The organism is Glaciimonas sp. CA11.2, assembly GCF_034314045.1.
Classification (GTDB): Bacteria; Pseudomonadota; Gammaproteobacteria; order Burkholderiales; family Burkholderiaceae_D; genus Glaciimonas.
The window spans coordinates 3,308,924-3,323,368 of the sequence record NZ_JAVIWL010000001.1; the positions used below are offsets into that span (position 1 = coordinate 3,308,924).

The window sequence follows — 14,445 nt, forward strand, 5'->3', positions numbered from 1 at the left end:
CGTATTGCCAATTGCGTGAGTTTTAGAAAACGTTAGTATCTCTGAGGATGGCTTTCTGTATCAGACATCGATGGCGAGAATTTTTTGTATTACTTTGTGACCGATGTAGGCCATGGTCAAACAGATAAACAAGACGATTTTTCCGTAGAAGGTGGTGACTAGTTGACTCATCTCTTCCGGTTGGATGAAATACAAAGCAACGCCCACCAGTCCTGGCAGGCAGATCATGACCCACCCTTGCATTTTTCCCTGCGCGGTCAATGACCTGATTTTTCCTTCAATAGTCAGCTTTTGCTGTATCGTATTAGACAGACTCATCAGGGTTTCAGATAGGTTGCCACCGACCGATTTTGAAATACGGAAGGTCATGACCAATAACTGAAAATCGACCAAATTAATACGCTTGCCAACTTCTTCGATGGCGGTCTCAAAGTCGACACCGACTTTTTGTAAACGAATCACGTGCGCAAATTCATTTGCCAGCGGCGAGCTGATTTCCTTGGAATAAGATTGCAGTGCGATGCTCAGCGATACACCGGCAGTCAGGCTCGATGCAATCACGGTGAGGGCAGTCGGCAGTTCATATTCAATACTACTGAGGCGACGTTTACGTTTGTGATCACTGATCCACAATGGCGCTTTGAAAATAAAATAACCAATCAGCATGATCAATAAAATATTACGCACGACAAAATAGATCACCACCGTCAGCAATATCGTGGCCGCAATTTGCGCAAATAGAACCAGATAGACCCGGCCATCTGTAAGGCCGGTCCACTCCTTGATGCGCTCTAGATAGCGCACGTGCATATCAAAAAGTACTTTAAGAAAGTAGTTTTTTGAGTTTAGCAGTGACCAGGCAATAAACACGACCAGTACAAACACAATCAAGGAAAACATGAAGATCATACTATTCATTGTTCATCCTTTCGATGAACGCCGGCATCATCCCTGAATAACGGAATTCTCCACATGTCTTGCCATTTTTGTCCAATCCTTCGCGATGGAATTTAAAAACGTCTTGAAGTTGAACGGTTTCTGATTCGATCCCGACTACCTCAGTGATGGCGGTCACTTTACGCGCCCCGCATGAATAGCGGGTGAGCTGAATAATCAGATGTACCGCCGACGAGATCTGTTCGCGGATTGCGCGCACCGGCAAGTTCATGCCGGCCATCAGTACCAGCACTTCCATCCGTGCTAATGCATCGCGCGGGGAGTTTGCATGCAAGGTGGTCATTGATCCATCATGGCCGGTATTCATTGCCTGCAACATATCGAGCGCTTCGCCACCGCGACACTCACCGACGATGATGCGATCCGGTCGCATCCGCAAAGAGTTACGCACCAAATCGCGAATTGCGACATGGCCCTTGCCCTCCACATTGGGAGGGCGACTTTCCAGAGATACCAGATTGGGCTGAGAGAGTTGCAATTCAGCAGCATCTTCGATCGTCACAATCCGTTCATCGTTTGGTACGAAGGCCGACATCATGTTAAGGAAGGTGGTTTTCCCGGAGCCAGTACCTCCCGAAACGACAATGTTCAGACGCTGCTCGACAGCACTACGCAGAATATGCAGCATTTCATCGGTCATGGACCCGTACTTTATCAAGTCTTCAGCGATCATTTTGCGACGTGAAAACTTTCGAATCGTCAGTGTTGGTCCCCGTAGCGATAGCGGCGGTACGATGGCGTTGACGCGTGAGCCATCTTTTAGCCGCGCGTCAACCATTGGCGAACTCTCATCAATCCGACGCCCAAGAGGCGTGACAATCCGTTCGATAGCGCCCATGACAGCCAGGTCGCTGGTAAAAGTAGCGGCCGATAGTTCGAGTCGACCGCCGCGCTCAACCCAGATTTCGTCAAACCGGTTGACCATAATTTCAGTGACGCTCTCGTCGGCGATCAAGGGCTCTAAAGGGCCCAGGCCAACTGCCTCATCCAGTACTTCTCGGGTTAGCTGCTCGGTATCAATATTGTCCGGTACGTTGAACGTGGAGGCCAAAAGCTCCTTGATCAACGTTTTGACGTTGGCCTTAAGATCTTCCTCCGACATCTTATTGGCATCGATCCGGCGTAAATCGATTTCATACAGAACGGCCTCGTGCAGCGTTTTGCGCCAGCGCGAAAACTCATGATCAATGACGCGCGCTTGAACCGCAGGCGCTTGTGTGCCGGCACTAGTTGGACGCGATGACGCTGGCTGCTCTGCACGTTCAGTGCGTTCCGGCTTAGTCGCTGGTCTCAGGATGGGAGGAGGATTTGAAGATGTCGCGCTTTCGTGCCTCGCTGTTACGGTTGGTGTGAACGCGGCCGTTGATGGAGCCTTTACCGGTTGCGGTGCACGTTCCTGCGCACGCGGTACCCGCTCAGCAGAAGCATCAAGCAGATCATCTGCTAACAATACGTCATCATCGAAACTGATTTCATCGACCGTTGCGCTGGGCCTAGTGGAATGGTTCGGTGGATTATTGTGCATATTTGCAGACAATGCCCGACGTGCGTTTGCATTGTTTGCTTCATTTGGGTCGTCAAGCTCACGTCGACTGGCGGAGGTGTCTCCTTGCCGATTAACGTGCAAGGTCAGCGTGTAGCCACCGATTCGAATTTCCGTTCCTGCGTTGAGTGGACCAAGGCGATTAATCCGTTCGCCTTCAATCCATGTGCCGAAAATGCTACCGCTATCCTCAAGGAAAATACTGCCCTCGTTGATCAGAAATGTCGCATGTAATTTACTGACACTCCAACCTTTTAAGCGCAGATCGGATCCGTCGGCTTTTCCGACGATAAATTTATCCTTAGTGATGGCGACTTCATCAAGTGTGTCATAACCATCTGACACCACCGTCAATAAGAAACTTCCAGAAATATCTGCCATGGACTATATCTCTCCATTAAAAATAAATGTATTCAGATGTATGCAATCTACTCCAGCGCCGTCGTTATTTATTGGCGGTTCTCGCTACTGTCGTCATCGGCACGATGGCAAGCGCGGTGCTAGAGCAATTTTGTATAACGCCTATTGATACGCTTTACCCAAGTTCGACCTGAGTTCGGCGCACATTCGAACTGTTTAAGGTGTGCGGTCTTCAGGAAATGACACTCCGCCTGGCACAGGACCCGGAACTGGCGTAGCTGGCATTGGACCGGGCTCCTCCATTGGTGGGTCCATTAAACTACGCATCGTCGGCAATTCGCGTTGTTGCGGCATACCTGCTTCTTTACGCGATTGATTGATCCGGTTATTCAGGTTACGCAGCGCATTTGATGTTTCTGCCTGTTCGCCTTCGTGAATGTGTGGGATCGCCACCAGAAATACTTCGGTTTGATTGCGTATCGTCCCAGTTGATTTAAACAGATTACCCAGCACCGGCACGTCTCCCAATCCCGGCACCTTCTGTACGTCGGTACTGCCATCCTGACTATACAAGCCCGATAAGATAATGGCGTCACCGGTCTTCACCGAAAAATCGGTTTCAGTCCGACGGGTGGTAAAGCCCGGAATGCCTCCAACACTGACACTTGGATCAATCTTGCTAACCTCAGCCTTGAGAAGTCCTGTGACATTACCGAAAGGGTCTAGCTTGGGTGCGATTTCGATCAGGATGCCGTAAGGTTTAAACGTGACGTTAGTGCCATTCTGGCTAACCGTTGGGATCGGTACTTCTCCACCAGCCACGAACTTGGCCTGACCGCCGTTGCGGGTTGCGATACTGGGCGAAGCTAAGACGAACGCGTTCCCACTATCGACAGCTAACTGAATGATGGACGGAATCGCAATTGATGCATTCACGGCAGCACTTACTCCACGCTGCTTCTGGTCTGGCACAGTGAAGGTGGCACCTGTGCTGTCGGCACTTTGTGGTAACGGCCGCAGATTGGTGCTGCCACGCGTTGCTTCACCAAATATACCGATATTGAAGCCGTTAAAGCTCTTGGCCCAATTGACACCAAGATTCTCCAGATAGCCTTTCTTGAACTCTACAAAGTACAAGTCAAACACTAGCATTTGCGATTCCTGTTTATAGGCCGGTACGGTGTCGATATCTAATGTGGTGGAGTTGATCAGATTGGCATATTGGCCGGTCAGCGCAGTAATTTTAGAGAGATCTTCTCGCGTAGAGATATGTCCTTCGACATATAGTCGCTCACCTCGGCGGACTACTTCAACACTCGGTAAATCGGCGAGTGCAGCTTTGACATCGCGTTGTTGTTTTAGTACATTGAGTGCGGTGACGCGCAGCCGAATTTCACGTGATAAATTCGGCTTTTTCCATAGCAGGATATTGGTCAGTCCGACTTCCTGTGCAATGATCAGAAGTTTTGTTTTTTCGATCACAGCGGTTGACGCAATCTTGCCGTTACCGACTGCAATGCGATTGACTGGCCCGACTTCCATTACGCGGGCCTCACCTGCATACATCAGAATTTCGTCATCAGGCGGAGGCAGAGGTTTGGCAGGGCCTTTCAAGACGCGATTCGCTGCGCTATTTTTTGCGGCGTTTGAGGTTGATGCGCCCGGCTCATTTTCTCCCTGCGCAATTTGACCATCTTGACCAATTACCTGGACGCTACCATTGCGATCAAGTGATTTTCCATCTAGATACTGCACTTCGGCGCCGTCTCTAGATGCAATTTTTTGGGTAGATGCAGTTTTCCAGCCAGAGTCTTGTGCAGCTGGAGCGGCAAAACTAGGTGTCACTATCAAGGCTGACAATAGTACAAGTATACGTGCGGTGCGGTGATTGATCATGTCGTAGCGTGGTTTTTTTATAGTAATCATTGTGGATTCCCTACCGTGCCGAGAAAGCGTTTAAGTGCTTCGATTTTTTTCGCCTGGTCGTCACCACCGTCTATGTACTCGCCGGTCTTGAAGCGGCCACCGATGATGTAATCAACCTGTGGGCCTTGCGGCAGCTTGAAGCGTTCTTTAGCACCTGGATCAAGTACATCAGACAAAAACAATTTCTTTTGGACGCCATCTACATCGTCTGGGCGGCGCAGGACCGCCACGATACGGGCGCCGGTCTGTACCAAAATCACTTTCTGGGCATCGGCAGCAGGAACCGAAATAGTGACCGTACTGTATGTCGTCCGTCCTGGTTGACTCTGACGGTCACCGAAGCCGCTTTCTTTGGCCCGATCAGCCGCTAGCACTTCGCGTTCGGTGGTCTGGCCTGTCGCCCGGATTTCAACATTTTCCAGTAGCGGTGCCAGCATTGTGTCTTCTTGCGCTGGTCCCGGCGTCGGCATCGGCATTTGTGGGCCATCCGGCGGTCGCTTCATCATGTAAAACAAATCAATATGATCGCCTGCGCGCAGTAAGCCGGAGAACGAATTAATTTCATCCACTGGAATGGTGATGGCACGATCACCCGCGTCAATTGACTTGGAAAAAGGTACGGATTCGTACAAGAGAAAATAGGACTCTAGTAACGGCGTTCCCTTGCGCACCGGTCGGATGATTTTCTTACCAATATAAGCGTCAATCTGTTCTGGAGTGATCGCATCAAAGTTCATATACTCTTTTGGTACCGTGCGCGAAGCTAGCTGGTCCATCGTCAGGATATCGCCGGGACTCAAATCCATACGTGGTACCGTGACTGTTGTACGTACTTTGCTGGCCTCATCGCTGAGGCTTTTTTCTATTTCACTGGAACGGCTTTTTAAATAACTATTAGCCAGAAAAACCGCTAGCGCTGCAATCAACAGAATAACTATTAGCGGAAGCGCTTTCTTAATCTTGTCGGGATTGATGTAACGTTTTAGATTCATAGTGATGGTCTGGAGGTGAGGTTTTAATAAATTCGAAAGACTCGTTTTCTGCTTGAAAAAAGAAGTGCAAAGGACGGTAAGTAAAGGCGGTGCGTGCGGTGCGGATTGTTTGGGTAGTCCTTAAACGGGGAATCCTATTTGTGTGAGCGGTCGTAACTCTCACCCCACCAATGTGTTTTCACGTCGTTAGGATCGCCCTCGGCCCAGGCACCCATATCCATGGCACCAAGGCAGAATCCGATCTGTGGTTCTGCGGGGTCAAACTTACCTTCCATTCTGCTGACGATACTGTTCCAGATTATGACGATAACGTCGAAGGCTTCATAGCCGCCGCTGCCGCCTGGCGGTGGTGCCATACTTCCTAATGGATAGAACGGATGCCATGCCAGTGCATTTTGTGCACGGTAGCTGGCTGATGAAGAAAATGGATAGCGGCCGCGAGATAACGCCTTGGCCTGAAATGCGGCGGTCAGGTTGGAGCTCGGGCTAAGTGCGCCCATCATGTTGGTGATACCGATGATGATGCTATTGGCGATCGGGACTTTAAGCGGATAACTCCATAAGATTTCAATCGATAGAATCGTGTTGTCCTGAATGTTTTTGTTAGTCAGGTTACCTTTAAGACTGTCGCTGCTAAGATCGTCGCCGCCAGCGGCAGCGGTAACGCCAAGTGGCGTACGAAAACGCATATAGTCGGATGGTAATTTGAGAATGCCGTAATCCAATCCCTGCAATTCAATGGTGCCAGATTCGAGAAAAGCAGCTTGAGTAGGGTTGTGATACAGAATGCAAGAATTGAACATCGCATCCTTATAGGCCGCTACCTGTGCCTCGACCACGGCGAGTTTACCAGTGCCGCTTCCCATGTACATCGGCGTAATACCGTTTATGAAACCTTGCAATACCGAGCTGTCGCCGTAGCGCATCAGGCCTTGGATGAACGCCCAGACTGCGGGCGTTACTTTGGTTTTAGCCGTTCCCAGAAAGGAAGAGACACCACCGGGCTTGTTGGCCGCCTCGGACCCATCGCCGCCCGATGTGCCGACGTCGCTATTGGCGGAGGGACCGTCCATCACGCCGCCGGCCTGACCGGCCCCGGCCAGTTCATTGCCGGGTGTTGTGACCACGCTAATGACGTCTTTTCCAGAGGCGTCTTTGCTGTGCACTATTTTGCCAACAGCAGCATAGCCGAGGTTGCCAAGTTGCGCGGTGAGTGGATCGGTCACAAAGCGTGGGACGACTCTGCCGTTGCTCATCGCACCGATGCGTGCTGCTTCCTGAACTGCAAAATTATGTGCCAGTTTGGCGCGATACATCAGCATCAGTTGCAGGCAAAGCAGGGCGAATATCAGAACGACGGGAATGGCGACGACGAATTCTACGAGGCTGGCGCCTCGGTGGTGTTTGGACTTGCGTCTATTTTTTCTCAGCATGGGCGTCAGTCGTTGAAGATTTCAGGATGTTGGTTTTAAATAGGCGTTGAGACGACACCAAGTCCTTGGATATAACTAAAATTCAAATGTCGAATCGCGTCTAACAACACACTCAAGACTGACTTTCCATCGACGGAAACAAATAGAACCATGGCCACGAAGACCAGTAAAATGGAATACTCCACCGCAATCTGACCTCGTTCGATGCGCACGAATCTGATATTACGCATGACAATCCTCGCAATAGAAAATCTTCCATTTGGTGCAGACGGGTGAGCCAGTTGTGCTTAATCTTTGGTTCATCGGGTAATCCAGTTGACAACAATAAAAGTCTGTCCTGCTCGTCGGGTGAAGGTATAGGTTGCTTCGTGGTTTTCGCCGGAGACGAACTTGATTACGGTTCCTTTGTTACCTTCAGCGACGCGCCGGTAAGCGACTTTCCAGGCCTCCGCAGCGCGATCTTCTTCATAGAAAGCAATGTTTTGTTCAAGGTCGAAGTTGTTTGTCATCGTCGTCATAATTGATTCACCCGCTTTATCCACGGTCCGCACTTCGTTCAAAATTATCGTGCCGGAAGGTTTGCGCAAGTGTTTGCCGAGCACCGGCGCTTTGGAATCGATATCGGCTTTCATGCGGGTTGGAAGGTCTGACAAGCTAAGATAGCCTTCCGTGGTCTTGCGATTGCTGCTGCTAAGATTGGCCTGCTTCAGCCAACCGTCTCGGATACCGATGATTTGGACTTCGTGACCAGCTGGTTTGGTGGTCACTTTCCAGCTATCTTTGGCCCACGCAGCTGCGATCAGTACAGATGCTTCGCGCAGATTTTGCGGTCCGTCGATTTGAAAGATCAACATCGGCAATCCGTTCACCTCGATTTCATCGGCCATTCTGGTCATTCCCCAATCTTTAGGAATTCCCTCAAGAAGTAACTGTTCTCCACCTTTCCATCTGTCAAATGCATGGGCGCTGGTGGATACCAGAGCGCACAACCAAAAGCACGTTGCGATCAGATTCTTCAATCGGCACACTTCACCATGGTGATAGTTGTCGTGGTTGTGACAACGGTTAACTTTTGCATCGTGGTTGATCCTAACGTTGGTGAACTAGGGTGAGACAAAGCGTAGCGCCGGGTTGTCGAACATGGAAATGGTGCGGGCGCGCAATATCCCCGCAGGGCAGAGTTCGTCCTGCGTATATTGCGTTAGGCGGATAGAGCGTGGCACGTTGGAAGTGCAGGCAACACCAACGTAATCGCCTTCAAAAGGTGGTCCGCCCTTAAATTGGAAAGTTTCTTTGTAATCATCAGTTGGTTTAAAAATTTTGAAAAGATCCGCTGGATTTTTCAGGCTGTCGTAATTGAAACTCATTCCTTGCGAGACCAACGAGGAGATCTGCGCGGGATTAATCCCCACCTTATCGACGCGGTAATTGGCGCCAAATCCAGAGGCGCCGCCGATCAGTTGCGACAGGTTGGCGTATTGGCCATTATTCAGCACCATTCCCACATAATTGCTTGGCCCCAACGGGTTGAGTTCCTCAAACATACGCTTGCTGCCAACTGCCGGTGGTGCAGACCAGGAATTGGTCACCATGGTCAAACTACCCAAGCGGGTTGGCGTGGTGGTTCCTGCGCTGGGTGATCCAACTGGCGGCGTCACGCCAAATCGTTGTTGCATGAATGCGGTAATGAAATCACTGAGTCCAATTGCGCCGGTAACCTGGACTTGCTCGTACGATTGGTCATCCAGTTTAAGTCTGGTCAGCGTGTTGTGCGTGGGGTCGAATCCCATCGGTCCGCCCGGGACTTTATTGGCGTTTGTGGTGACGGTCAATGCGCTATTGGCAACGGCAGAAAAGGTAGCTGTTGCAAACGTATTCGAAAAAAAGCGCGCTGCAGTATTCATCCAGTCAGGATGGTCCTGCAGCAAATCGCCGCCACCGTTGGCCTGCGAAAGCCTGGCACCGCGTGGCGTCAGATAAACATTGCGAAAGACCTTGGGTGCCAGATCTGCATCGTCACTAAATAATGATTGGAAGTCGGCATCGCCATTACTTTTGTATGCCGTACGTTCCCAAATCGCAAAGCGGGTGGCCTCGGTATTTAATTGTTTCAATTCGCCAAAACGCCATACCCACTGCAAGGCAAAAACTAACACCATAAATATACTGCAAGCCAGAATTGATTCCACCAGCGCTTGCCCGTGCTGGCGGCGTGGTTGCAGCAAGGTTGGATAGGGCACTCTGGTCGGCTTGCTTTGGCGTTTGGCTGGGCGTTTAGCTGGGTTGCGCATAGGGCTAGTCGATCAGGAAGAATAGAGATTTTTCCGGATAGTTCAGGCCTTCCAGCCTTGCATTCCAGTATGGCAGTATCAGATTGGCGTGTGACATAACCTGCATTCGAGAGGTCCAGCGCTCCACTGGTGCCCGGTAGTAAACACGGGCCTTGCCGATCGCTTTCAGATAACTTTGTTTGGTCTCGGCGTCATAATCCTTCAACGGTGCACGTCCAAGATTAAATTTGCTTTCTGAGCGCAGCGGCAGTTTCTCTGCCGTTTCCTGCAAGGCCACCACAAAGGATGGACCAATATCTTTTAGGGCATTGTTTTGGACTTCCTTACTAGCCAAAAATATATTGCTGCTGTCCCCGTTGGCACGGTCTGCGTTTTGAACACGGTAGTTACCAAGATTCGCGTGACGCATTTCCCAAAAACCGAAACGTTCGGCCGGCAATCCCATATCGGCCGCAATCACGCCACCCAAGCCAGGTTTTTGGAATAACGTTTCGGTCCCGCGCGAAGTGCGCATCCCCAAAACATCGATTAAATCGCTCAATCCCAGTGCTTTTAGAAGGAATTGAGTAAATGCGTCTGGCGCGTTGACCGGATCGGTAAAGGACATGTTGGGTAAGGTGAAGCCGTTGCCCAACACGTTTGAAACCGCCGAAGAGACGTTGTTACCCTGACTCGACAGGTTCGCAAAATTGGCAGCTTGTTGTGCTAGACCACTAGCAATGCCTACCGCCGGATCTCCGCTGCCTGGGGTTGGCGCGTTCAATGCTGAACCGGATGCGGGAAGACCAGCTGGTGCGCCACCCAATACGCCAGTGGTGTTGCCTGCGTTGGCATCTGCTAGGTTGATTAAAGATGACGCCGAGCTGGTGGAGTTAATGCTGCTGCCGACTGCCTGAATTATCGGTGCCAAAGTGGCAGTGGCTGCATTGCTAATTACCTCGGTGGCATTCGCAATCTGGGCTTGGCCTTTCATTGCTCTATCGGCAGAAGACTCGGCAATATTCATCACGCCGCGATCGTAATATTTTTTCGCCACACCGGCATTCAGTGACGCACAGGCACCGCCGAGGCGCGGTGCGTACACACCGCCGGTTGGGAGCGTGAAATACATGCAGTCGTCAATGGCGACCGCTTCGCCCCAAAAGGATCTTTTCCATGCGTCGTTGCCATTTACCACGTCAACAAACTTTTTCAGGTCATCAGGTATTTCTTGATTTTTGTCTAGTCCCTGACGACCAACTTTGGACATCGTCACGGCACCCGCCATCGGGATATGAATATTAAACAGATGTGGATTAATTTCCATGATGTCAATATTGCTCCACGCGTAGGTACCGTCCTGCATCTGGATCACACGTGACCCACCCGTGCGTTCATACAGACACATGATCGGACTAGCAATGATTCCGACAGTATTCATGAAGGCTTCGATGACGGGGCCGATGACATCAGCAGCGGTGTTGCCAGCGAGCGCAGGTATGATCTGTTCAAGGCCGTTGGTCGATAACCCGGTTAATATCCCGTTGATGGCACTCAGGTTGCAACCGTCTACCGTCCATAAACCTACTGCATTTGGAAACAGGCGTCGCCCAGCCATATTGCTGGTGAAGCCAAACATTTCGTCCATCATCAGGGCATGCACCATATTGTGTTTAATACCGGTGCTGTTCGGCATGTCGGTTTTCATCACTGTGTCGCCTAAGAACTTGCGCGGCGGTTGATGCAGTTTGATCATGCTGCCGAAGTCAACCATGCTTTTGCCAATCTGATACACGATCGTCTGCGGTATATATTCTGCTTGTGGCGCATTGGCGGCCAGCAGATTGCTCTGCATCGAGATCATGGCCGAGGCAGTGGTGGCGAGATGCACTTGTTGCGATGCAAAAATAGCGTAATTAGTCAGTGAGGTCGTCGCCGTGCCAACGTTAGCCAATACCTGACTGGTAACGCGCACACCATCAACGATTTTGTCCCAAAAGGTGGAAAACTTACTGACTGCGTTGAGAACGCCAGATAGACCTGTGCCGATATAAGGAATATATTTAACCAGTGCGGCAACCGCTTTCATCACCACTGAATTGTTTTTCCAGTACTCCTCGGACATAGTCATGTTGGACCACATCGCCGTCATTTGACCGACCGCCTGATAGTTGGCGATCATGGCGCGGTTGGTATAAGAGGTGTAGTTGAGGCCCTCAGCGGCGACATTTGCGGTGCTATAGGCAATGGCGTCGGCGGCGTTCGTTAGTTGGCGTTTCTCACTGGTTACTTGCGCCATGTTATAGACCGCAAATAGTCCGAGACATAATACAGCGGCGAAGAAGATGGCGATTGGTAATACTGCACCACGCTGACGCGCGACGATAGAGCGGGAAGGGCGATGTTGGTGCACAGCTTTGCTGTTGCGCCATACGGCGCTCGCCATCCTTTCTTTAGCGCATGGTGATAAACGTCTCAATTTGCGCCCCGTATTTGAACAAAGTTTTTATAGATTAATGATTTCGCATGGTCAAACACTTTTGTTGCGTGACTAGTCTGCCCGTCGGTAGTGAGGCAACTCTTTCCCGTAAAATTTTCTCGCGTCGCTGTAAAATGTGCGACGCGAGAGTTGTTGTCTCCAGGATTAGCGACAGATACCGGTAACCGTTTGTGGGGCGATTAACGGTTATCTGTACCGTAATCTTTCATAGTGCGTTGTGTAGCAGCCCTCGTGGCGGCCAGCGTCGCTGCGGTACCAGCGGCAGTAATCTCTGTCTGTCCGTTACTGCCAGACAGTTCTGCAGCCATACCTGCAACCTGATGGCGGATGGTGCTGCCAAAGGCTGCAAAAACACCGATACTTACGACCGCAATCAATGCCACGATGATGATGTATTCCGACATTCCTTGTCCACGTTGGCGCAATGCCGTTTTAATATTTTTAATGTGACGGAATTTGGATAGTGAAAGCGTAGCCATTTGAAATCTCCTAAAGACGCGTGGTTGTGGGACGATTCCCCGTTGCAAGCAAAACAGTCACAAAAAAATTTCCGCAGTTATGCAATTACGTAGCCAACATCAAAAAACGAATGTTAACGGTGCTTTTTTACAGTAGTACGAGGGCTTCTTTTTGGGATTGCTTTGCGGTGCTCGTTGCCGGATAGTTTCGGCAAATTCTGTCAGGATTCACAACTGCTGAAGCGCCGGGCGGCATCAATTCAGGAGCATTTTTTACTACTTCATCGACATAATTCGATAGTGCTCTTTGTCTTTTTAGGTATTTTTCAAAATTATACGCGGCACTTTTTTTAATTTCCCTAACGCAATTGTTGTGCCATGGCACTAAAAATAATTCTGTTTCAAGATCATTTATCTATGAAATTCACGGATTTTTTTAACTGAAAAATTAATTTAAATAGTGTGAATTTTAGGGCGGAAAAATAGGCATTTTTTGCTATAAAAATCATTGTATGGCGTTTTTTGCTTTGCGCAAAAGATGCGTACGAGCGTTCTTATTTCGTGCATTCTTACATATTTTTGTATCGTTTTTTTAGGTATGCAGCGCTTACTTGAAACGGAAATAGGCAAGTATTACGGCAATGTGACACCGCAAAATTTGCATGCCAGAAGCGGATTTGGATCATTTTTCTCATATAGAAAAATGGGAGAAGCCCGAGATGAGAATTTTGGTCGTAAACTGGTCGCAATAAACAGATTCTTCTTTAGCGCCAGATGCTATCGTTACGCAGAATATTTTTCCTTTTCTATAACCACATTTTTCCGAAAAAATCCTATGCCAGATTTGCCCTCTTTTAGGTCGTTCAGTTTTTTACTGATGACCTTTTTTGGTGCGGCGTCATCAATCGTGCAGGCTGCACCAACTTATGGCCCTGAACTCGAAGGCTTTTCAATGCCTTATCCTTTGCAGCATTACGGCTTTTCATCACAAGGCGTTAATTTGCAAATGGGTTACCTGGACGTGGCTGCGGTCACTAAGCCGAATGGCCATACTGTCGTACTAATGCACGGTAAAAATTTTTGCGGCGTAACGTGGGAAGAGACCATAAAATCTCTTAGCGGCGCGGGATATCGGGTTGTAGCACCAGATCAAATCGGCTTTTGTACATCAACCAAACCGGAACACTATCAATACACATTCCAGCAACTGGCGATCAACACGTATGGGTTGTTGGAAAAGTTGGAAGTCACGAAGGCGACGATTATCGGCCACTCCACCGGAGGAATGTTAGCTACACGTTATGCTTTGATGTATCCACAGCAGGTCGATCAATTGGTCCTGGTCAATCCAATTGGATTAGAAGATTGGAAGGCACTTGGCGTACCTTATCGAACGGTGGACCAATGGAACGAGCGCGAACTCAAGATGACATCGGAGGGTATTCGAAAGTATGAGTTGAATACGTATTATGTTGGACGATGGAAGCCGGAGTATCAGCGCTGGGTAGATATGCTGACGGGATTGAATCAGGGGCCGGGTAAAAAATTGGTGGCTTGGAACTCGGCTCTGATATATGACATGATTTTCACGCAACCGGTTGTATATGAGTTTAAAAATTTAAAGATGCCGACCCTGTTGATGATTGGTGACGCCGATACCACCGCGATTGGAAGTGATGTGGCGCCGCCTGAAGTGAAGGCCGTCATCGGTCATTATTCTCACCTCGGCAAGCAAGTTGCAAAAATGATTCCACAAGCGACGTTGGTTGAATTTCCTGGTTTTGGTCATGCCCCGCAGATGGAAGATCCAGAAAATTTCCATAAAATACTGCTGGAATGGCTTGCTAAACAATCGTGAAGTAGGGGGTCGTGTCAATTTTTTGTTATTACTAGAAAGGTGCTTTCTCGATAAAAAATTGTGTTCAAGGCAACGCAACTCCCTCGTAATCTAATTTGGTAAGCTTTCTGCAGCCTCGCTGCCGGTAAGGCATAATTCAGAGACACAT

The 14,445-nt window shown here is 49.5% G+C and carries 11 protein-coding genes; 1 reads left to right on the top strand and 10 read right to left on the bottom strand.

Translation table 11 applies throughout. The features are described from left to right. Positions 1-60: 60 nt before the first annotated feature. The 10 genes from RGU75_RS14365 to RGU75_RS14410 all read right to left on the bottom strand — a co-directional run bounded on the left by RGU75_RS14365 (position 61) and on the right by RGU75_RS14410 (position 12,460). Entirely contained in the window at positions 61-918 is an 858-nt protein-coding gene (locus RGU75_RS14365; RefSeq protein ID WP_322237010.1) for a type II secretion system F family protein, read from the bottom strand. Next, entirely contained in the window at positions 911-2,881 is a 1,971-nt protein-coding gene (locus RGU75_RS14370; protein ID WP_322237011.1) for an ATPase, T2SS/T4P/T4SS family, read from the bottom strand. The genes RGU75_RS14365 and RGU75_RS14370 overlap by 8 nt, the downstream gene beginning before the upstream one ends. 195 nt (positions 2,882-3,076) lie before the next feature. Further along, positions 3,077-4,786 carry a type II and III secretion system protein family protein gene (locus RGU75_RS14375; RefSeq protein WP_322237012.1) on the bottom strand — a complete coding sequence of 570 codons (1,710 nt, stop codon included), beginning with the start codon at positions 4,784-4,786 and terminating at the stop codon, positions 3,077-3,079. Then, positions 4,783-5,778 carry a Flp pilus assembly protein CpaB gene (cpaB, locus tag RGU75_RS14380; protein ID WP_322237013.1) on the bottom strand — a complete coding sequence of 332 codons (996 nt, stop codon included), beginning with the start codon at positions 5,776-5,778 and terminating at the stop codon, positions 4,783-4,785. The genes RGU75_RS14375 and cpaB overlap by 4 nt, the downstream gene beginning before the upstream one ends. Positions 5,779-5,912: 134 nt before the next feature. After that, positions 5,913-7,211 (bottom strand): TadE family protein, encoded by a 1,299-nt coding sequence (locus tag RGU75_RS14385; RefSeq protein ID WP_322237014.1) that lies wholly within the window; start codon positions 7,209-7,211, stop codon positions 5,913-5,915. Between the two features lie 35 nt (positions 7,212-7,246). Next, positions 7,247-7,441: a hypothetical protein gene (locus tag RGU75_RS14390; protein WP_322237015.1), complete on the bottom strand. Its 195-nt coding sequence runs from the start codon at positions 7,439-7,441 to the stop codon at positions 7,247-7,249. A gap of 69 nt (positions 7,442-7,510) precedes the next feature. Continuing rightward, on the bottom strand, positions 7,511-8,230 hold the full coding sequence (locus tag RGU75_RS14395; protein WP_322237016.1) for a hypothetical protein: 720 nt from the start codon (positions 8,228-8,230) through the stop codon (positions 7,511-7,513). 84 nt (positions 8,231-8,314) lie between these two features. After that, positions 8,315-9,502, bottom strand: coding sequence for a hypothetical protein (locus RGU75_RS14400; RefSeq protein ID WP_322237017.1), 1,188 nt, complete (start codon positions 9,500-9,502; stop codon positions 8,315-8,317). A gap of 4 nt (positions 9,503-9,506) precedes the next feature. Continuing rightward, positions 9,507-11,927 (bottom strand): pilus assembly protein TadG-related protein, encoded by a 2,421-nt coding sequence (locus RGU75_RS14405; protein WP_322237018.1) that lies wholly within the window; start codon positions 11,925-11,927, stop codon positions 9,507-9,509. A 233-nt stretch (positions 11,928-12,160) separates the two neighbouring features. Beyond that, the gene (locus tag RGU75_RS14410) at positions 12,161-12,460 is read right to left on the bottom strand and encodes a pilus assembly protein (RefSeq protein ID WP_322237019.1); all 300 of its coding nucleotides are present in this window, start codon (positions 12,458-12,460) and stop codon (positions 12,161-12,163) included. Positions 12,461-13,316: 856 nt separating this feature from the next. Here RGU75_RS14410 and RGU75_RS14415 point away from each other — a divergent pair. Further along, positions 13,317-14,297: an alpha/beta hydrolase gene (locus RGU75_RS14415; RefSeq protein ID WP_322240532.1), complete on the top strand. Its 981-nt coding sequence runs from the start codon at positions 13,317-13,319 to the stop codon at positions 14,295-14,297. The last annotated feature ends 148 nt before the right edge of the window (positions 14,298-14,445 follow it).